General features: G+C 45.1%; 17 protein-coding genes. 7 read left to right on the forward strand and 10 right to left on the reverse strand.

Going from position 1 to position 18280, the window contains the following annotated elements; all coding sequences use genetic code 11:
- Positions 1 to 116: 116 nt before the first annotated feature.
- Together lnu(H) and LKO26_RS12405 are read right to left on the reverse strand one after the other, a co-directional pair.
- Positions 117 to 899, reverse strand: coding sequence for a lincosamide nucleotidyltransferase Lnu(H) (lnu(H), locus tag LKO26_RS12400; RefSeq protein ID WP_227588211.1), 783 nt, complete (start codon positions 897 to 899; stop codon positions 117 to 119).
- 740 nt (positions 900 to 1639) lie between these two features.
- Complete coding sequence (locus tag LKO26_RS12405) at positions 1640 to 3781, reverse strand: M3 family metallopeptidase (RefSeq protein WP_227588212.1); 2142 nt, start codon at positions 3779 to 3781, stop codon at positions 1640 to 1642.
- Positions 3782 to 3853: 72 nt separating this feature from the next.
- On the opposite strand from LKO26_RS12405, the gene LKO26_RS12410 reads away from it, so the two are divergent.
- The 4 genes from LKO26_RS12410 (at position 3854) to trmB (ending at position 7307) form a co-directional block, all read left to right on the forward strand.
- Positions 3854 to 4657 (forward strand): head GIN domain-containing protein, encoded by an 804-nt coding sequence (locus LKO26_RS12410; protein ID WP_227588213.1) that lies wholly within the window; start codon positions 3854 to 3856, stop codon positions 4655 to 4657.
- Between the two features lie 143 nt (positions 4658 to 4800).
- Entirely contained in the window at positions 4801 to 5598 is a 798-nt protein-coding gene (locus LKO26_RS12415; RefSeq protein ID WP_317206389.1) for a hypothetical protein, read from the forward strand.
- Positions 5599 to 5659: 61 nt separating this feature from the next.
- On the forward strand, positions 5660 to 6538 hold the full coding sequence (locus LKO26_RS12420) for a DUF6759 domain-containing protein (protein WP_227588214.1): 879 nt from the start codon (positions 5660 to 5662) through the stop codon (positions 6536 to 6538).
- A gap of 73 nt (positions 6539 to 6611) precedes the next feature.
- Complete coding sequence (gene trmB, locus LKO26_RS12425) at positions 6612 to 7307, forward strand: tRNA (guanosine(46)-N7)-methyltransferase TrmB (RefSeq protein WP_227588215.1); 696 nt, start codon at positions 6612 to 6614, stop codon at positions 7305 to 7307.
- Between the two features lie 189 nt (positions 7308 to 7496).
- Here the strand turns inward: trmB and rpsB are convergent, their stop codons facing one another.
- The 4 genes from rpsB to LKO26_RS12445 all read right to left on the reverse strand — a co-directional run bounded on the left by rpsB (position 7497) and on the right by LKO26_RS12445 (position 9760).
- A complete protein-coding gene (rpsB, locus tag LKO26_RS12430; protein ID WP_227588216.1) occupies positions 7497 to 8264 on the reverse strand; it encodes a 30S ribosomal protein S2 in 768 nt (255 codons plus the stop codon).
- 179 nt (positions 8265 to 8443) lie between these two features.
- Complete coding sequence (rpsI, locus tag LKO26_RS12435; RefSeq protein ID WP_227588217.1) at positions 8444 to 8830, reverse strand: 30S ribosomal protein S9; 387 nt, start codon at positions 8828 to 8830, stop codon at positions 8444 to 8446.
- Between the two features lie 5 nt (positions 8831 to 8835).
- Positions 8836 to 9291 carry a 50S ribosomal protein L13 gene (gene rplM, locus LKO26_RS12440; protein ID WP_227588218.1) on the reverse strand — a complete coding sequence of 152 codons (456 nt, stop codon included), beginning with the start codon at positions 9289 to 9291 and terminating at the stop codon, positions 8836 to 8838.
- A 136-nt stretch (positions 9292 to 9427) separates the two neighbouring features.
- Positions 9428 to 9760 carry a hypothetical protein gene (locus LKO26_RS12445; protein ID WP_227588219.1) on the reverse strand — a complete coding sequence of 111 codons (333 nt, stop codon included), beginning with the start codon at positions 9758 to 9760 and terminating at the stop codon, positions 9428 to 9430.
- A 94-nt stretch (positions 9761 to 9854) separates the two neighbouring features.
- Between LKO26_RS12445 and LKO26_RS12450 the strand changes: the two genes are divergently transcribed.
- Positions 9855 to 10232 (forward strand): hypothetical protein, encoded by a 378-nt coding sequence (locus LKO26_RS12450; protein WP_227588220.1) that lies wholly within the window; start codon positions 9855 to 9857, stop codon positions 10230 to 10232.
- 332 nt (positions 10233 to 10564) lie between these two features.
- Positions 10565 to 13939: a methylmalonyl-CoA mutase family protein gene (locus tag LKO26_RS12455; RefSeq protein ID WP_227588221.1), complete on the forward strand. Its 3375-nt coding sequence runs from the start codon at positions 10565 to 10567 to the stop codon at positions 13937 to 13939.
- Between the two features lie 60 nt (positions 13940 to 13999).
- Here the strand turns inward: LKO26_RS12455 and LKO26_RS12460 are convergent, their stop codons facing one another.
- Entirely contained in the window at positions 14000 to 14938 is a 939-nt protein-coding gene (locus LKO26_RS12460) for a LamG-like jellyroll fold domain-containing protein (protein WP_227588222.1), read from the reverse strand.
- A gap of 185 nt (positions 14939 to 15123) precedes the next feature.
- Between LKO26_RS12460 and LKO26_RS12465 the strand changes: the two genes are divergently transcribed.
- Positions 15124 to 16269, forward strand: a complete 1146-nt coding sequence (locus tag LKO26_RS12465; RefSeq protein ID WP_227588223.1) for a serine hydrolase domain-containing protein — start codon at positions 15124 to 15126, stop codon at positions 16267 to 16269.
- Here LKO26_RS12465 and LKO26_RS12470 read toward each other — a convergent pair.
- The 3 genes from LKO26_RS12470 to LKO26_RS12480 are packed head-to-tail and all read right to left on the reverse strand — an operon-like array spanning position 16266 to position 18271.
- The gene (locus tag LKO26_RS12470; RefSeq protein WP_227588224.1) at positions 16266 to 17192 is read right to left on the reverse strand and encodes an MBL fold metallo-hydrolase; all 927 of its coding nucleotides are present in this window, start codon (positions 17190 to 17192) and stop codon (positions 16266 to 16268) included. The two genes, LKO26_RS12465 and LKO26_RS12470, sit on opposite strands and share 4 nt — an antisense overlap.
- A 33-nt stretch (positions 17193 to 17225) precedes the next feature.
- A complete protein-coding gene (locus tag LKO26_RS12475) occupies positions 17226 to 17945 on the reverse strand; it encodes a hypothetical protein (protein WP_227588225.1) in 720 nt (239 codons plus the stop codon).
- Complete coding sequence (locus LKO26_RS12480; RefSeq protein ID WP_227588226.1) at positions 17942 to 18271, reverse strand: PadR family transcriptional regulator; 330 nt, start codon at positions 18269 to 18271, stop codon at positions 17942 to 17944. The genes LKO26_RS12475 and LKO26_RS12480 overlap by 4 nt, the downstream gene beginning before the upstream one ends.
- Positions 18272 to 18280 lie beyond the last annotated feature (9 nt).

The raw sequence follows: 18280 nt of genomic DNA on the forward strand, positions 1-18280 counted from the left end.
CTTTGTGTATCTAAATTCTAAAAACGATAACTCCATAGACTGCCAAAAAAGCTCCCGAAGCTTCCGTTCAACGGGCTTTCATTGTTGGCTTTTCAAGCCCAACGAAAGCTTAGTTATTAGCGGTAGTTTTTTCTTATTTCATGTAGGATTTCTTTCATTTTTGGTTCAATATTTAGTTCGTCAAATAGTTTTTCCGATAAATTTAATGAGTTTTCAAAAGATAAAATTATATTTTTAGGATTTAAATCCGATGTTACTGTTTTATACGCAAAATACCAAGTCGTATCAATATCCTTTTCAAGACTTTTAGTTGGACTTTCCCAATGTTGGGTTTTGTTTGTTCTTGCTCTAATAAGCCAAAGCAAATATTTATGAACATTTGATAAACTATGATGAGCATGAGCAAATTCTTCTCGCTTAATTAAGTTGCTTGTTGTCAGTATAACATTCAGTAATGATTGACTTAACCACAAGATGTTTTCATTTGTTATTCTTTCGGGCGATTTCGTTTTGATTTGATTTAGTGTTTTCGTTAAATGTCCGTCTTTGTCGATTAGGTTCATTTGGTCAAAATCGCTAAATGCAACAATTCCGTCCCAAGATTTGATAATTTCAATTTCCTCCGTTTTTAAAAAATGAAATTCGCCTCTGACCATATTCTCAAAAATAGCAACTTCGCTTCCATATTCATTTGTAAAATATAATGCCACAGGATGAATTTGATTTACCCATTTTTCCGACGAGAAATTTTCTTTATTTTTTAAAAAGATGTAAAATTCGATATCAGAATATTTATCTCCTTCGCTTTTAGTAAATGAACCATACATAAAAACAGCGGAAACATTTTCGTCTTGTTGAGCTATAGATTTTGTTTTGTTAATCATTTGTAACTGCGTCATTTCTTCTAATTTTTAAAAGTTGATAATAGAAATTCTCACTGCTTTTTGAAAGCAATAAAAAAGTTTCACTTTTTTTATTTTGAACAGTTACTTATAGCTTCATCGGATTATATTTTTTTATGTTCAACATTCTGTTTGGTAAAATTACCGCTAACTCATAAATATACGCAATAATACAACTTTTTTATCAAATTCAGTACAACATCGTTATAAAAAATCAACAAGCTGTTTATCAATTATTTAAGCGCATTATTGCAATTGCGTAATTGGTATTGTCTTACCTCTGAAAAATTGCGCATATATAAATCTACAATACAAAACGCGCATTAGAGGTGCCCATCATTTTCTTATTCTTGAACCCTCTTAATCTCTCAAAGTCTGACCCGCACTCCCCTGTTCTGCCCTGAACCTCAATCTTCGGCTTCGCACGTGAAATTCCGTACAACAAGTCCCAACATGCCTTCCGGACACCCCGGTTCCTGAGGCATCCACACCCATAGCCCCGATTGCAGCGGCATCCTTTTCCGGTGACGGCGCGGAGCCGCCGTCACCGGAAAAGATACAGCGGAAAGCGGGAAACAGCTCCTCATCAACTTCCTGAAAACACGGAACAACCCGGCCACTCCACTGACCGCCAATTACATAGATGTGGAACTGTGGAATAAATCATTCTTGACCACGGAAATGACCGCACCGCAAAGCCAAAAAAAGCCGCTCGTCGAGGGCGGCTTTCACTGTATTTACTGGATAAATCCTTTGTTTTTTAATAAGGGCTTGATATCCGGGTCTTTGCCGGTATAATTTCTGAACGCCTCATTCAGATCCACGGAATTGCCTACCGACAGGATATGTTCGCGGAACCGGTCGCCGTTTTCACGGGTCATGCCGCCGTTCTGTACGATATAATCCCATGCTGCAGCATTCAGCACATCAGACCACATATACGCATAGTAGCCCGCAGAGTAGCCTCCACCCCAGATGTGCGCAAAATACGGTGAATGGTATCTGGGCGGCACCTCGCTGAGCGTGAATCCATATTTCTGAAGCACTTCCTTCTCAAATTCCAGCGTGGGCTTCAGCTGTGATTCTTCGGTCACCGAATGCCAGTTCATATCCAGTGTGGCTGCAGAAACCAGCTCGGTGGTAGAATACCCCTGGTTGAATGTTGCGGCTTTCTTTATTTTATCTACCAGCGCCTGTGGCATGGGCTGTCTGGTCTGGTAATGCAATGCGTAATTCTTCAGCACTGAAGGTTCCAGTGCAAAGAACTCATTGATCTGCGACGGGAATTCCACAAAATCTCTGGGCGTAGCAGTTCCCGAAACGGATACGTATTTCTGATTGGCAAACAGGCCGTGCAGCGTATGTCCGAACTCGTGGAACATGGTGGTAACATCATCATAGGAAATCAGTGAAGGTTTCCCCGCAGCCGGCTTCTGATAATTGAACACATTGGTAATGACCGGCTTCTGATTTTTAAGATGGGACTGATCTACAAAATTGCTCATCCACGCGCCGCCGTTCTTGTTGCTGCGGGTGTAAAAGTCCAGATAGTATAGCGCCAGCGACTGTCCGTCCCGGTCAAAAACCTCATACACAATCACATCCGGGTGATAGACCGGCAGATCGGTTCTCTTCTTGAAGGTGATGCCATAGAATTTTTCGGCGGCAAAGAATACGCCTTTCTCCAGCACGGTATTGACTTCAAAATAGGGTTTGATTTCATTTTCATCCAGATCAAATTTGGCTTTTCGTACCTGCTCTGCATAGAAATTCCAGTCCCATGGTTCCACTTTGAAACCGCCGTTCTGCGAATCAATGAGTGCCTGGATCTCATCCCGTTCTTTTTTTGCAGTTTCCACAGCAGGTTGGGCCAGTTGTGCCAGCAAATCCATGGCGGCTTCCGGGTCCGGAGCCATCTGATCCTGCAATTTCCACTCGGCGAAGGATTTTTTGCCCAGCAGTTGGCCTTTTTTCAGTCTCAGTTGGGCTTGTTTTTCCAGGATGGAACGGGTATCATTGGCATCTCCTTTCTCTGCACGGGTCCAGGAAGCTTTGAAGAGCTTTTCTCTGGTGGCTCTATTTTTCAGATTTTGCAGCAGCGGTTGCTGTGTGGTATTCTGCAATGCGAGCAGGTATCTTCCTTTGTGACCTGCTGCTTCTGCGTCGGCTGCGGCGGCGGCAATATCATCTGCCGACAGACCGTCCAGTTCCTTTATATCATCAATCAGTAACCCGCCCTGTTTTCTGGCTTCCAGTAATTTATTACTGAACTGTGTACTGAGGGTAGCCAGCTCTTCATTCACCTTTTTCAGTTCTTCTTTTTTATCGGCACTCAGTGCGGCACCGGCAATTTCAAACTGTTGCAGGTAGTATTCTGCCAGGCGCTTGTCCTCTCCGGTCAAGGCATTGATATCGATGCCTTTTACCCGTTGATACAGGGCATCATTCAGATAAATGCGGTCTGCCTGTGCGGCAAAAAGCGGTGCAAATTCTTCTTCCAGCTTTTGCAGTTCCGGGTTGGTATTGGCACTGGTAAAGTTAAAGAATACCGCCTGAGCCCGCTTCAGGACTTCTCCGCTGTTCTCCAGCGCTACAATGGTATTTTCAAAGGTTGCAGCTTCCTGATTATCAGTAATTTGCTGAATTTCGAACAGTTGCTGCTGTAATCCGTACTGGAATGCAGGCTTGAAGTGTTCATCTTTAATCTTGTCAAACTCCGGAGTCAGGTACTGCAGCGTACTGGGCTTCATAAAGGGGTTATTCTGAAGGTCTGCGCTCACGGCAGGTGCTTCTACTCTCTGAGTTTCTGTGGTGGTTTTGGAACATCCTGTGCTCATCATCAATGCGGATACTAAAATTATACTTGCAATATTTTTCATTGACATTGTTGTTTAAAATGTGCATAAAGATAGATTCTTTTTTTTAAATTTGATTCTGCTAAACCTACCATTATGAAAATCACAGTTTTACCTTTTCTCATTGTGTCCATTCTGCTTACCTCCTGCCAGAAAATCCAGCAGGAATACAACGGCCTTTCGCTGAACGCAGAACATGAGAACACGATAAAGAAATCCTATAATTTTGAGTTTGATGAGATTGAAGTTTCTACTTCTATAGATGCAGAAATTATAAAATCTGATGAAGAAAAAGTGGTCATAGAAGCGCCTGTCAGCATCATGGAGCACGTGCATGTGGAGAACAACGGCAAAAAACTTCATATTTTCATCCGTACCCAGGGATTTTTCAATAACATCCGCACGCACCAGATCAAGGCTAAAATTTATGCCCGCGACTTCAACCGTCTGGCAGCCAACTCCTCTGCAGACATTACCGTGAAGGACAAATTTCTTTCAGAAAAAATGAAAGTTTCCGTATCGAGTTCGGGATCTGTTTCCGGCAATCTGGAAGCCAATGATTTTGAAATAGGTTGCAGTTCCAGTGCTGATTTTTCCGGAAACATCTGGGCCATCAACCTCATCGCTGATGTAAATTCTTCCGGAAACATTGATGTAGAAGGCAATGTGAAAAACGCAGAAGTGGGTTCCAGTTCATCCGGCGATTTTACCGCCTCCGGTCTGGTAGCCGAAACCGCAAAACTCAGCGCTTCCAGTTCGGGCAGCATCAGTATGGCCGTGAGTCACACGCTGAACGCACGTGCCAGTTCATCCGGCAGCATCCGGGTGCACAAAGCAGGGAATCTGAATGTACTGAGCGCAGAAGAGGGCAGCAGCGGGACAGTAAAGGTACTGAACTGACCCATTCGGTACACCTGGAAAACCTCCAAAAAGGACATTTTGCTGTTTTTTAACAATTGCGGGACAATTTTAACCTAACTTTAACCCGAACCGGTCATCTAAACCGCAGTACGCAGGGGAATTTCTGCCTACTTTTGCCGCATATGATGAACAGATTTGTATTGTTGATTTTGCTGTTGGTGGTTAATGCCATGAGTGGCCAGCAGTTTGCCGGGGAAATATTCCTGCGGGACACCTCGTCTTTCTACCTGAACCAGATTTATGTGACCAACCTGAATGAACACAGAACCGTGCTTTCATCTGTGACCGGTCAGTTCCGGATTCAGGCAAAACCGGGAGACAAAATCCGGTTTACCTCAATCGTGACCGAAAGAAAAGACATTACCGTCACCGAAAAAATGCTGGAACACAACCGCAATATCATTGAACTGAAAATTGCCTACCATGATATTCAGGAAGTAGTCATCAGCAAATTTAAACCAACCGGTAATCTGAAAAAAGACGTACTGAGCCTGAAAACCGGCGAAAAGGAAAGAAAACTGAAGGAAATGATAGGCCTGCCCGAGCCCAAAGGGGACGGCACCTCGCCACAGCTTCCGGTCGCTTCCTTTGCAGACGGCGGACTGAACTTCAGCATAGAAAGCATCTACGACATCCTCTCCGGTGAACGAAAGAAAAAGGAAAGACTGCAGGCATATGAACGGATGAACGTGGCAGTAACGAATATCAAAAGTTATTTCGGGCCGGCATACTTCGAGGAACTGAAAATTCCCAATCATCTTATTGACAATTTTCTGCAGTTTGTGTACAGTTCAGACGATCTGCAACCGTATCTGCTTGCCGGAAACTACGAAGCGACCAAAATTTATATTGAAAGATACCTGCCCATCTACCAGCGAAGGCTCAAAAACTCCAGTCTGATGGAAACTGTGGGACCCTGAATACTAAAATAATTAAAAAATCGTTATTTTTAAAGTAAAATTTTCACCTGATATTTTAAGCATGAAAAGATTCATATTCCTTTTTGCCGTAATTCTGAGCTGCTCCTACCCTGCTCAGCGTAAAATGAAGGATTACAGCAACATCATGAAGAGTACCAGCATATATGAACTGGACGCCTTTCTGAGAGATGCTCACCCGGATGATCCCCGCAGGTCCATCCTGAAACCACGCCTGATGACTTTGCTGAAGAATTACATTAAAACCGCTCACCCGGAAGATACTCGGGTAACAGACATGCAGGAAAAACTGGCGCTGCTGAAAAGAAGACCCTCCACCAAAATTTCCTTTGATGAGATGAATGCGAACATCAAGGAAAAACAAATCAGATACTACCAGGAACAACTGGCAAGAGCCAACCGTGCTGCAGCAGATCCCAATGTAGGAATGCGCGGCCGGATAGCCGTAGCAGAATCCGGGCGCAGCTATACTACGTCCCCTTCCATAAGTTCTGCAGAAGCTGCTGCCATACGGGCTGCAAATCCCGCTGCCAGAGCGGCATCCGGAAGCAAAGCATCGGCAGCCTCTGCAGCAAGCTACGACAATCCGGAGCAGAAAGAATTTGATTTGCTGATGAATCCTACCGTGGCCGATCACAAAAATACCACCGTAAAAATCCTGAACGCCCTCTTTAACAACGATCCTACCAGTAAGGAAACCACTGTGATGATCCGCAACCATTCGGACTGCAACATCATCATGCGGATGGAAGGCACCGGAAACAGCAATTACCGGCTGGCCATCCCGGCCCAGGGAGAGAACACAATTGTGATTCCGAAGGGTCAGTATCTCTTCTCCAGCCTGCTTTGCGGGGCACAATATGCTTCCCAGAAAACGGTAGAGAAAGCCATTATGGTTTCGCTGGGCAATCCTCCGAAATAAGGACTTCTGCACACCCTCAAAGTTTGTTCTTCCTGCAGGTTTTCATACATTTGCAGCGAATTTTTAATGATACATGGGAAAAAACAAACTGGCAAGATTTGCCGAGAATAAAATACTTCCGAATGTGTTTCAGCCTACCCGCGAGGAAGCGCTGAACCAGCATCCGCTGAAGGGAAAATGGAGATCTGAAGTCTTTAAAAACAACAATCCCCTGGTATTGGAACTGGGCTGTGGCAAAGGCGAATATTCCGTGGGACTGGCCAAAGCGTTCCCCGAAAAGAACTTCATCGGGATTGACATCAAAGGAGCCAGATTCTGGTTCGGAGCCAAGGAAGCGCATGAAAAAAACATGAAGAATGTGGCTTTTCTGCGTACTCAGGTAGAACTGGCCGATTGTTTTTTCGATGAAGGCGAAGTAGATGAAATCTGGATTACCTTCCCCGATCCTCAGATCAAATACCGCAGAACCAAGCACCGCATGACGCATCCTGATTTCCTGGAGCGTTACCGCAAATTCCTGAAGAAAGACGGCGTAATCCACCTGAAAACCGACTCCGAATTTCTGCACGGATACACGCTGGGATTGCTGCAGGGGCTGGGCCATGAAATCATCAGCGCCCACCACGATATTTATGGAGCCCCGGAATACGAACCGGGCACGCCCCTCCTGCGCGACATCCGGACCTACTACGAAGGTTTATTTTCGGCGAAGGGCAAGACCATAACCTATATTAAATTCCGCTTGAAAGAAGAGGAATACATACGATAAACCAGAGCAGCAATGCTTTTCTGCCACAAGAACCCGACCGCAACAGGCCGGGTTTTTTGGTGCACGTGCATCAGGATAAAACGGCAATCATTAAATGAAAGATTTTGGCGTAAAATCCAGAAGCACGCTGATGATAACCAAAAAAAATGGCCCGGACTAACCGGACCATTTTGTTATGAAGATAAAATCTTATTCTGCAGCGTTATCGAAATCTGCATCTGCATCAGCAGATACATTTTCTTCAGCTTCTTTAGATTTTTCTTTATCTGCTTTTCTCTGAGAAAGACCATCTTTGATGGAATCAGACACTACATTCAGGATCATGTCGATGGCTTTGGAAGCATCATCATTCCCCGGAATTACGAAATCTACTTTTCTTGGGTCTGAGTTGGTATCTACAATACCGAATACAGGGATTCCCAGTTTTTTAGCTTCAGTAACCGCAATGTGTTCTCTCATGATATCTACCACGAAGATGGCAGAAGGAAGACGCACCATGTCTGAAATAGAACCCAGGTTTTTCTCCAGATTTGCTCTCTGGCGGTCTACCTGAAGTCTTTCTTTCTTGGAAAGAGTTTCGAAAGTACCGTCTTTCTTCATCTTATCGATGTGGTTCATTTTCTTTACCGCTTTACGAATGGTCACGAAGTTGGTAAGCATACCACCCGGCCATCTTTCGGTAATATAAGGCATATTCAGTTCTGCAGCGTGCTTGGCCACTACTTCTTTCGCTTGCTTTTTGGTTGCTACGAAAAGAACTTTCTTGCCGGCAGCAGTAATTTTTTCCAAAGCGTTACAGGCTTCGTCCAGTTTTACGGCTGTTTTATGTAAGTCTACGATGTGAATACCGTTTTTCTCCATGAAGATGTATGGAGCCATATTTGGATTCCACTTTCTGGTCATGTGACCAAAGTGTACACCTGCCTCTAAAAGGTCTTTAACATTTGCTTTTGCCATGTCTCTTTTTTGTTTTTAGTTTACGTTCCGCTTCGTGCAATCAACAATTTCTTTAGATGGGAGAAATGTTTGGATGCTAAACTAAACGGGGCATTTTTTTAATTAGATATGAGATTTGAGATAGAAGACATGAGACCAGAAATTTGAAATCTGATGTCTGAAATCTGAAATCCTGTGAATTAACGTTTTGAGAACTGGAATCTCTTTCTTGCTTTCTTCTGACCTGGTTTCTTTCTTTCCACCATTCTGGCATCTCTGGTAAGAAGACCATGTGGTTTCAGTGCCAGTCTGAATTCTGCATTGATTTCGCAAAGCGCTCTGGATACTCCCAGTCTGATGGCTTCTGCCTGTCCGGTATTACCCCCGCCGAAAACGTTTACGGTTACGTCATACTGACCCGCAGTTTCCGTAAGGATAAACGGTTGGTTCAGTTTGTAAACCATTACATCTGTAGAGAAATACTCGTTCGCATCTTTACCGTTTACTTTGAAGTTTCCGGTTCCCGGCTTCACATAAACTCTGGCTACTGAAGTTTTTCTTCTTCCAATTTTATGAACTGTAGACATATTAATTATTTAAATTCGTTAATATTAATCGTTTTTGGCTGCTGAGCTTCCTGTTTGTGCTCAGTTCCTTCATACAGATAAAGGTTCTTCAGCAACTGAGATCCCAGTCTGTTTTTCGGAAGCATTCCTTTTACGGACTTCTCCAAAACTTTCATCGGATCTTTTTTCAATAGCTCCTCAGCTGTCTGAGACTTCTGACCACCAGGGTATCCTGTATGCCAGATATAAGTCTTATCAGCCCATTTGTTTCCTGAAAGAGTAATCTTTCCAGCATTCAAAACAATCACGTTGTCTCCGCAGTCTGCATGAGGCGTGAAATTCGTTTTGTGCTTACCTCTCAAAATCTTCGCAACCTTGGAAGCCAGTCTTCCTAATGGTTGTCCTTCAGCGTCTACCACAACCCATTCTTTATTAGCGGTAGCTTTGTTAGCTGAAACGGTTTTGTAACTTAATGTATTCACACTTTTTCGTTTACTATTAAACATAATTTTCCCCAAAACGGGTGTGCAAAGGTACAGATTTATTTTGAATCTGAAAATATTTTTATCATCTTAATTTCTGCAGGTATATGGCGGGCTACAGAAATAACAGCAGATTTTACCGCCGCAGTGATTTACTGCCCTTAAAACTCGCCAGCAGATAATACGCCACAAAAATAGTAGAGAACTTCATGACAGAAGGTACCGCTTTTTCAAAATCAAAAAATAAAAGCCCGGCGCCCACCAGCAAAATCATCCCCACAAAAGAAATCAGCAGTTTCCTGATCAGTGCAAAACGCTCATCATCCAGAAAATAAGCCATGCCCCATGCCGCCCCGAAAGCCGCTCCATAATAGAGATCTAAAGCCCAGCCCTGACTGCCAAACACATAATAATTAAGTAAAAAACTGAGACCAGTTCCCAGAAAAAAATATAAAAGGGCACGTTGCATAAATAAATTTGGTGCAAAAATAATCATTAATTACAAACCTTTCACACCGCATCTGCCTCCATTTACTATCTTTGCCTGTACCAGACTACCACAAATGAAAAACCGTTCCCTCCTTTTCGTTGTATCACTACTGTGGCTCCATTCCTGTTCAGAACTGCTGGAGAACCATATGAACCGTGCAGAGCAGGAAAATTATGCATCGCCGTACCGGGGACTCTACAAGGGCAACTACACTGGTCACGAATCCGGCACCCTGAAAATTGAAGTCCTGAAAAGCGGCTATATTTCGCTTACCCGAATCTCCGCAAACGGCACCGAAACCCTGGCTATTGCCGGCATGGTACGCAATGACGGCGCCCTTCAATCCGTGGGATTGCCATCGGGATTTGTACTCCACGGCAACCTCATCACCCAATCAGGCACCTGGAAATCCGGCACCCAAACGGGGCAGTGGACCGTTCAAAAGCAATAATAAATTCCTGACCTGAAACACAGCAGGGTTTTTACTTTTTTTTCAGGAGCACCCACCGGGAATCATCGTTCACCGGTCTCACCGGCTGTACGCTGTATCTTTTCCGGTGCATTCGGCTCCGCTCATGCACCAGAAAAGGATGCCGCTGCCATCCGGGCTATGTTCGCGCAGAGTCTTCAGCAGAACAAGCAACTCCATCTTACTGCGCTGATCCAAAAAAACCTTTGGTTCCGCCTCCGGACTTCTTGTCAAAATCCCCCTCCGGCAAGTCAGCCGAGCCGCAGCTTTAATTTTTATTTAAATGTTTATCTTTGGCCTACGAAAATTCACTTATGGAAAGTCAGAAATATACTCCAAAAAACAAAATCAGAATCGTAACCGCAGCTGCCCTTTTTGACGGGCACGATGCCGCCATCAACATCATGCGCCGCATGATCCAGGGAACCGGCTGCGAAGTCATTCATCTGGGACACGACAAATCTGCAGAACAGGTGGTCAACTGTGCCATACAGGAAGATGCCAATGCCATAGCCCTCACCTCCTATCAGGGCGGACATAATGAGTATTTCAAATACATCTGTGACCTGCTGAAGGAAAAGAATGCCCCGCACATCAGAATTTTTGGCGGCGGAGGCGGCGTCATCCTTCCGGAAGAAATAAAAGACCTCATGGACTATGGCATCACCCGCATCTATTCCCCGGATGACGGACGGGAACTGGGACTGCAGGGCATGATTGATGACCTGGTACAGAAATCCGACTTCGCCACCGGTGAACATGTCACCGAAGCTGATCTGGACAATATCAGCTTTGAAGATTCAAAATCCATTTCGGAAATCATTTCGGCAGTAGAAAACTTCTCCGAAGAAAAAACCGCTCTGGTACAACAGATTAATGAGCGTGCTCAAAATTCAAATATTCCGGTCATCGGGATTACCGGTACCGGTGGCGCGGGAAAATCCTCTCTTACAGACGAACTCGTACGCCGCTTTCTGCGTGCCAACCCCGACAGTAAAATTGCCATCATCTCTGTAGATCCGTCCAAAAAGAAAACCGGCGGTGCACTGCTGGGAGACCGGATCCGGATGAACTCCATAGACGATCCGCGTGTGTACATGAGATCCATGGCTACCCGGGAAAACAACGTGTCGGTATCCCCGTACATCCACTCCGCACTAAACGTTCTGCGGCTTGCTCACCCCGATGTGATTATTCTGGAAACCTCCGGAATCGGACAGTCCGGCTCAGAAATTACCGATATCGCAGACGTGTCCATGTATGTCATGACTCCGGAATATGGAGCTTCTACCCAACTGGAAAAAATAGACATGCTGGATTATGCAGACCTGATTGCCCTGAACAAATCCGATAAACGCGGGGCTCTGGATGCCCTGCAGGCTGTAAAAAAACAATATCAGCGCAATCATGTGCTCTTTGACCAGCCACTGGAGAACATGCCGGTGTACGCTACCAAAGCCAGCCAGTTCAACGACTGGGGGACTACGGAACTGTACAACCAGCTGATTCAGAAGGTGAATAAAGTACTGGAAACCACACAAAATGAGATTCGTTTTGCAGAATATGTGGAACAGAATGTGGCCGAAGATTCCACCATCATTCCTCCGAAACGCGTACGCTATCTGTCTGAAATTGTGGAAACCAACCATGCATACGATCAGGAAGTGGTGGAGCAGGCACTCATTGCCAGAAAACTTTATCAGCTGCGCGGAGCCAAGCATATTCTTGAAGATGATGCAACGACACAGGAATTGATTGAAAAACGCTATCAGAAAATAAAAAAAGACCTGAATCAGGAAAACATGTACTTCCTGAATGGCTGGCATGAGTTCAAACTTCAGCATGAAGCAGATGAATATACCTATCTGGTTCGTGGCAAAGAAATTAAGGTTCAGACCAAATCAGAATCGCTTTCTCATCTGAAAATCCCGAAAATTGCCTTACCGAAATTCCAGGACTGGGGAGATCTGATTCGCTGGAAAGGTCAGGAAAACGTTCCGGGAGCCTTCCCATACACCGCCGGAATCTATCCGTTCAAAAGAACCGGTGAAGATCCTACCCGCATGTTTGCCGGTGAAGGCGGCCCCGAGAGAACCAACCGCAGATTCCATTATGTATCTGCAGAGATGCCCGCAAAAAGATTATCTACTGCGTTTGACTCAGTAACACTATACGGTCAGGATCCTGCATTACCACCCGATATTTACGGGAAAATAGGCAACGCCGGAGTTTCCATTGCTACTTTGGATGATGCGAAAAAACTCTACTCCGGTTTTGATCTGGTAAACGCACTGACCTCCGTTTCCATGACCATCAACGGACCGGCACCCATGCTGCTGGCGTTCTTTATGAATGCAGCCATAGACCAGAATGTAGAAAAATACATTGACGAAAATAACCTCTGGGACACGGTAGAAGCCCGGTTAAAAGAAAAATTTGACGACAAAGGCCTGAAAAGACCTTCTTACTCAGGCGAACTCCCTCCATCCAACAACGGGCTGGGGCTGAAATTACTCGGAATCACCGGCAATGAGATTGTGGATGCCGAAACCTACGCCAGAATTAAGGCCGAAACCATTGCCACGGTGCGCGGTACGGTACAAGCCGATATCCTCAAAGAAGACCAGGCACAAAATACCTGCATTTTCTCTACAGAATTTGCGCTGAGACTGATGGGCGACGTTCAGGAGTACTTCATAGAGAACAAAGTGCGGAACTTCTACTCCGTGTCCATTTCCGGCTACCACATCGCAGAAGCTGGTGCCAATCCGATTTCGCAACTCGCCTTTACCCTGGCCAATGGGTTTACCTATGTAGAATATTACCTCTCCAGAGGGATGGATATCAACGATTTTGCGCCCAACCTGTCCTTCTTCTTCTCTAACGGTATCGATCCGGAATATGCGGTCATCGGCCGTGTAGCCAGAAGAATCTGGGCCAAGGCTATGAAGCATAAATATGGTGCCGACGAACGCTCGCAGATGCTGAAATACCACATTCAGACCTCCGGAAGATCACTGCATGCACAGGAAATTGATTTTAATGACATCAGAACTTCATTACAGGCACTCTACGCAATATACGACAACTGTAACTCACTCCATACCAATGCCTATGACGAAGCCATCACCACGCCTACCGAAGAATCTGTGAGACGTGCCATGGCCATACAGCTCATCATCAACAAGGAACTGGGACTGGCGAAGAATGAAAATCCCCTGCAGGGTTCATTCATCATAGAGGAACTCACGGATCTGGTAGAAGAAGCGGTATATGCGGAATTCGACAGAATCACCGAAAGAGGCGGCGTACTGGGTGCCATGGAAACCATGTATCAGCGCTCTAAAATTCAGGAAGAATCCATGTATTATGAACACTTGAAGCATACTGGCGAATATCCGATCATTGGGGTGAACACCTTCCTTGGAAAAGATGGTTCGCCTACGGTATTGCCGGGAGAGGTGATTCGCTCTACCGAGGAAGAAAAGCAACTGCAGATTGAGACGCTGGAAAATTTCCAGAAATCCAACGCAGATAAAACCGAAGAAATTCTGCACAACCTTCAGATTTCTGCCATTAACCAGAAAAATCTCTTTGCAGAGATGATGGAAGCAGTGAAATATTGTTCACTGGGACAGATTACCAATGCGCTGTTTGAAGTGGGCGGAAAGTACCGGAGGAATATGTAGTCCGGGATCCGGTTTTGAATAATTAAAGAGGCTGTCCGCGGGGACAGCCTCTTTTGTTGGTTAATGCACAAATCTCGTAGAAGATTCCGCAGTTTTGATCAGATATACACCGCGGTCCAGATCCGCAATGTTTACTTTATTGGTGCGGCTGTTGCCTTTGCGGATCAGTCTGCCACTCATGTCCATGATTTCGTAATCTCCAAACTTACTCTCGCTGGTGATGAGATAGCCTTCTGATACCGTAACCTGCGATTTTTGCTTTGTAACCGTTTCTGAAGTAGACAATACACAATAATCAGCGAGTGACTGCACCTCTGCCTGCGTGAGTGCCCGGCTGAACAATCCGAATTCATCCATCGTCATTCCCGTATTCAGACCGAAGGTAGCAGTAGCATTTCCATACCCTCCTACCCGGAAACCATTGCCGTTAATCACCAGTGGTGAAGCCTGGTTGGCCGTAGCAACCTGCGTTCCGTTAATATAGCCTTTCAGTTGCTGCGTGGTATTGTCATAGACAATGGCGATACTTTTTGGTGTACCGGTTACCGGGAAAACTCCGGGAATTGTCAGATCTGTAATCCCGGAACCTCTGAGCATCAGGTTATTCTGGCCGGCTACACCATTGGTAAACAAGCGGAAAGCAGCACCGGTACTGCTGTCTCCGAGCAGATAATTCAACTGGGTTCCCACATAAGTGTAATTATTCACTTTGAAATGAATGGACCAAGAACCGCTGAGCGACAGATTCCAATTCGTACTCAGATAATCCGTAAGAGCACTCGCATTGGTTCCCGTAAGCGCTTGTCCCATGCAAGTGTCTCCGGTAGGGCTCTGGGTAACACTCCCCAGCAAAGAAGCAGTAGCAGCCCCTGCCGGAGGATTCAGTGCAAGATTGGTTACCGTGGTACCGGTATCTTCGAATTTGTAATACAGAATTTCGGGAGTTTGCGCTTTAGGAAAGAAACAAGCTCCCGCCAAAAGGAGTAGATTTAATTTCATAGTTACTTATATTAAGTTCGTGAAATCAAATATAATGAAAATTACGCTTTTATAAAGCATTTATGCCTTTTATATCACATAAATGAAATTTATTCTGAAAATACATCACTATTTACTAAGCAAAGGCATATTTTAACAAATATTCACAAGTCCTGAAGTTTTACTATCTTCACCAAAACTTCATTGTGCTGCACCATCTTAGAATCATACTCCTCTTTTTAATCGCCGTAGCGGCCGTTTCTTCATGCAAATCTGAAGCGGAAAAAGCAACAAACGGGCAAGACCTGCGCACAATGATCATAGACAGTACGCTGACGGCAGTCAGGAAACAAATGCTTCAGACCCGGGTAGATTCTGTATTTGTCCAAATGAAATTTAACGGAAGCATCTCCGTGAGCCAAAACGGCACCCCGCTCATTGATAAATCTGCGGGTTTCGAGAATTTTACGGAGCAAATACCCCTGGACAGCAATTCAGTTTTTGCCATTGCGTCCATCAGCAAACAGTTTACCGCAGCCATGATTCTTTTGCTGGAAGAAGAACAAAAACTCTCAACGAAGGATTTAGTTTCAAAATATCTGCCCGAATTCCACAAAAGTCCGTATCAGCAGATCATCATTGAACAACTGCTGAATCATACGTCGGGCATCAGCGATTTTGGCACTGGTTTGCTCTCAGCGCCCGGCGCAGAATTTCATTATTCCAACAAAGGCTATCGTTTTGTGGGTGAAATCATTGAAAAAGCCTCCGGAAAGAGTTTTGACGAGAATGCTCAATCGATTTTCACCAAAGCAGGTATGAAAAACACCAAAACCGCTACCGCGTTTCAGACTCAGCATTTTGCATCAGCCTATCTGGGGAATACCGGTCATGCACAGGAAGTATCCAATATGCCGGAAAGACTGGCACAGCCGGAAATATCTGTCCCTGCCGGCGGAATCCTCTCCACGGTGGCAGACCTTCACCGCTGGAACCACGCACTGCACAGCGGAAAAGTGATTTCAGCATCATCGCTGAAAAAAATGACCGCAAACTCCGCAACACGGAATCACCAGGTATTCGGAACCATGGGTTACGGCCTTGGTATCATGATAAATCCGGGTGAACCTCATGCGTATTTTCATTCGGGGTATGTGAAGGGCGCGCCGTCACTCAGCATTTACTACCCTCAGTCCGGAACCTCAGTGCTGATTTTATCTAATGTAGCCGATGAGCGCAAAGGAAAAAACGCGGTGTTCAATCCGCACAAAGGCATCAAAGCAACCGCCGATGCCATAGAAATCACCGTGAACACGGTGCACAAACAAATGCTGGCTCCCGAAACCCATTAAGAATTTTGCAGTGTTTTCCGCACTTCATCCAGATATCCGGGGAAACGCTCCGGTGTTTTGCGGTGCTCGAAACCGGGCACAAAGTCATGACTTTTGAGAAGTTCTGCATTGGAAACACCGCCTTTGATGGCTTTATCCAGAAAATCATTGGTAGCGGCAAGGAAGTCGGCCATTTCCTTCAGATTGGATTTAGTTCCTACGGTGTGCGCAAGCGTACCGGCATGTCCGAAAATAAAAACCGTATCATCATCAAAGAAACGCTGAGCTTGCTGTAATACCGAAATCCATTGTACAGAATCTGCACCATCTGCGGTACGATACACCGGAATCATGTTCATGAACATGAGATCTCCCATATGCACTACATTGGCATTTTCAAAATGATACATGGCGTCGCCCAGCGTATGGCCATTGCCGAAGTGATACCCGGTAATTTTTTCTTTGCCCGAACTGAAACTGTATTTTTCATCAAACAGAATATGGGCGTACAACTGTGCATCCAGGGTTTTGTTCTTTTCGGCCGCTTTCTGCTGCAAACCGGGCACAGCACGATGGGCGATGACCTTGTCTGTAAGTCCGCGAAATGCAATATTCCCGGAAGTGTGGTCACCATGATGATGGGTATTGCAAAGGAACTCTACAGGCTTTCCTTTGACTGAAAGTGCATCAAGCAAAGGTTTTATGGTATCCGGAAACTGTGCATCAATAACGGTAAAACCATCCCCGGTTTCCAGAATGCCGATGGTACCACCCCTGTGGGTATAGCGGAATACATTGCCACGAACCCTTTGCAATTCTCCGGAAGAAACAACCGGCAGTTCAAAAACCGGCGCAGCAGTGCTGCAATTGCTCAGGAAGCCGGGTACCAGGGCGAGTCCAAGGCCGGCCGCAAAACTTTGAGTGAGGAATTCTTTACGGTTCATCTTCAGAAATTTTCATCTAATGTAATGAATTTCTCAGGACGAAGGTTGCAGATATTTCAGAAATGGTTTTACTTTTTCAATCTGCCGCAGGTAATTCCGCTGTGCAGAAAGGGAGAAAAAAACACCGCCCGAAACCAATAAAAGCGTACACCATACGAATAAAGATTCTGCCCAATGGGTTTGAAAAAACAAAAAACGGTGATATCGATCCGGTTCGCGCAGCAAGGAACTCACCACATTGAGATAAGGCGCCAGAATAATGAAGAAGATAAAAACAGAATGCTGATGCATGGTCAGTACATATTTTTCATATTGTTTTGAGAGCCGGAAATTTTTTCGGTGACGGATATAATAAGCCACCGCAAAGAGCACCAGTAACGATATCAGAGTTACCACAAAAAGGCCGGTGTAGCCCGTAGGCAAAAGGCCGGTTCCCGCAAGAATCAAAACAGCGAAAACCAGACTGCCTTTCAGAGCGGCATTCAGATTACCAAGATCATGCTGCCGGCGCATCCGCCGCATGAAATCAGAAACCTCCTCCAGGTTCAGGCCTCCTTTCCAGTAAGGTTTCAATTCATCATGCCAACTTCTTTTTATCTGAGCAAACGCTTCATCAAAGTTCATATTTGCGCTGTACTGCAAATCCTGTATCTGTGCGGCGAAGTGATCCTGCACTTCGATCAGGATGTCGATTGGTAATTTTTTATCTAATAAATATTCCCGGATTTGCGTCATTTGATTTTCGTTCATCATGATTCCAGATTAAAGATGGTACTGAGATTAAAAAGGTAACTTTTCATTTCTGCTTCGCGGACCTCCTGTTGTTTTTTACCTTTTTCGGTAAGGAGGTAGTATTTGCGATCACGTCCGCTCACATTTTGCACCTCAGCATAAATCAACCCTTCAGCCTCCAGTTTGTGTAGAGCCGGATAGAGTGCGCCCTCGGTCATTTCCAGTTCACCACGCGTCAGTTCCCGGGCCCGCTGCGAGAGTTGATAGCCGTACATCTTCACCTCTGACGCGAGCAATTTCAGAATAATATTCTGTAAAGTCCCTTTGTACAAAGCATTTTTCTTCATGCCTAAATA

Origin of the sequence: Chryseobacterium sp. MFBS3-17, assembly GCF_020687745.1 — a bacterium.
GTDB lineage: Bacteria > Bacteroidota > Bacteroidia > Flavobacteriales > Weeksellaceae > Marnyiella.

What these genes read in the sequence shown, in the direction of transcription:
- rpsB (WP_227588216.1), bottom strand. Translation starts at nt 8,264, where the DNA reads ATGGCAAAAGCAAATGTTAAAGACCTTTTAGAGGCAGGTGTACACTTT.
- LKO26_RS12475 (WP_227588225.1), bottom strand. Translation starts at nt 17,945, where the DNA reads ATGATGAACGAAAATCAAATGACGCAAATCCGGGAATATTTATTAGAT.
- LKO26_RS12415 (WP_317206389.1), top strand. Translation starts at nt 4,801, where the DNA reads ATGATGAACAGATTTGTATTGTTGATTTTGCTGTTGGTGGTTAATGCC.
- LKO26_RS12410 (WP_227588213.1), top strand. Translation starts at nt 3,854, where the DNA reads ATGAAAATCACAGTTTTACCTTTTCTCATTGTGTCCATTCTGCTTACC.
- LKO26_RS12405 (WP_227588212.1), bottom strand. Translation starts at nt 3,781, where the DNA reads ATGAAAAATATTGCAAGTATAATTTTAGTATCCGCATTGATGATGAGC.
- trmB (WP_227588215.1), top strand. Translation starts at nt 6,612, where the DNA reads ATGGGAAAAAACAAACTGGCAAGATTTGCCGAGAATAAAATACTTCCG.
- LKO26_RS12450 (WP_227588220.1), top strand. Translation starts at nt 9,855, where the DNA reads ATGAAAAACCGTTCCCTCCTTTTCGTTGTATCACTACTGTGGCTCCAT.
- LKO26_RS12420 (WP_227588214.1), top strand. Translation starts at nt 5,660, where the DNA reads ATGAAAAGATTCATATTCCTTTTTGCCGTAATTCTGAGCTGCTCCTAC.
- LKO26_RS12480 (WP_227588226.1), bottom strand. Translation starts at nt 18,271, where the DNA reads ATGAAGAAAAATGCTTTGTACAAAGGGACTTTACAGAATATTATTCTG.
- LKO26_RS12470 (WP_227588224.1), bottom strand. Translation starts at nt 17,192, where the DNA reads ATGAACCGTAAAGAATTCCTCACTCAAAGTTTTGCGGCCGGCCTTGGA.
- rpsI (WP_227588217.1), bottom strand. Translation starts at nt 8,830, where the DNA reads ATGTCTACAGTTCATAAAATTGGAAGAAGAAAAACTTCAGTAGCCAGA.
- LKO26_RS12455 (WP_227588221.1), top strand. Translation starts at nt 10,565, where the DNA reads ATGGAAAGTCAGAAATATACTCCAAAAAACAAAATCAGAATCGTAACC.
- LKO26_RS12445 (WP_227588219.1), bottom strand. Translation starts at nt 9,760, where the DNA reads ATGCAACGTGCCCTTTTATATTTTTTTCTGGGAACTGGTCTCAGTTTT.
- LKO26_RS12460 (WP_227588222.1), bottom strand. Translation starts at nt 14,938, where the DNA reads ATGAAATTAAATCTACTCCTTTTGGCGGGAGCTTGTTTCTTTCCTAAA.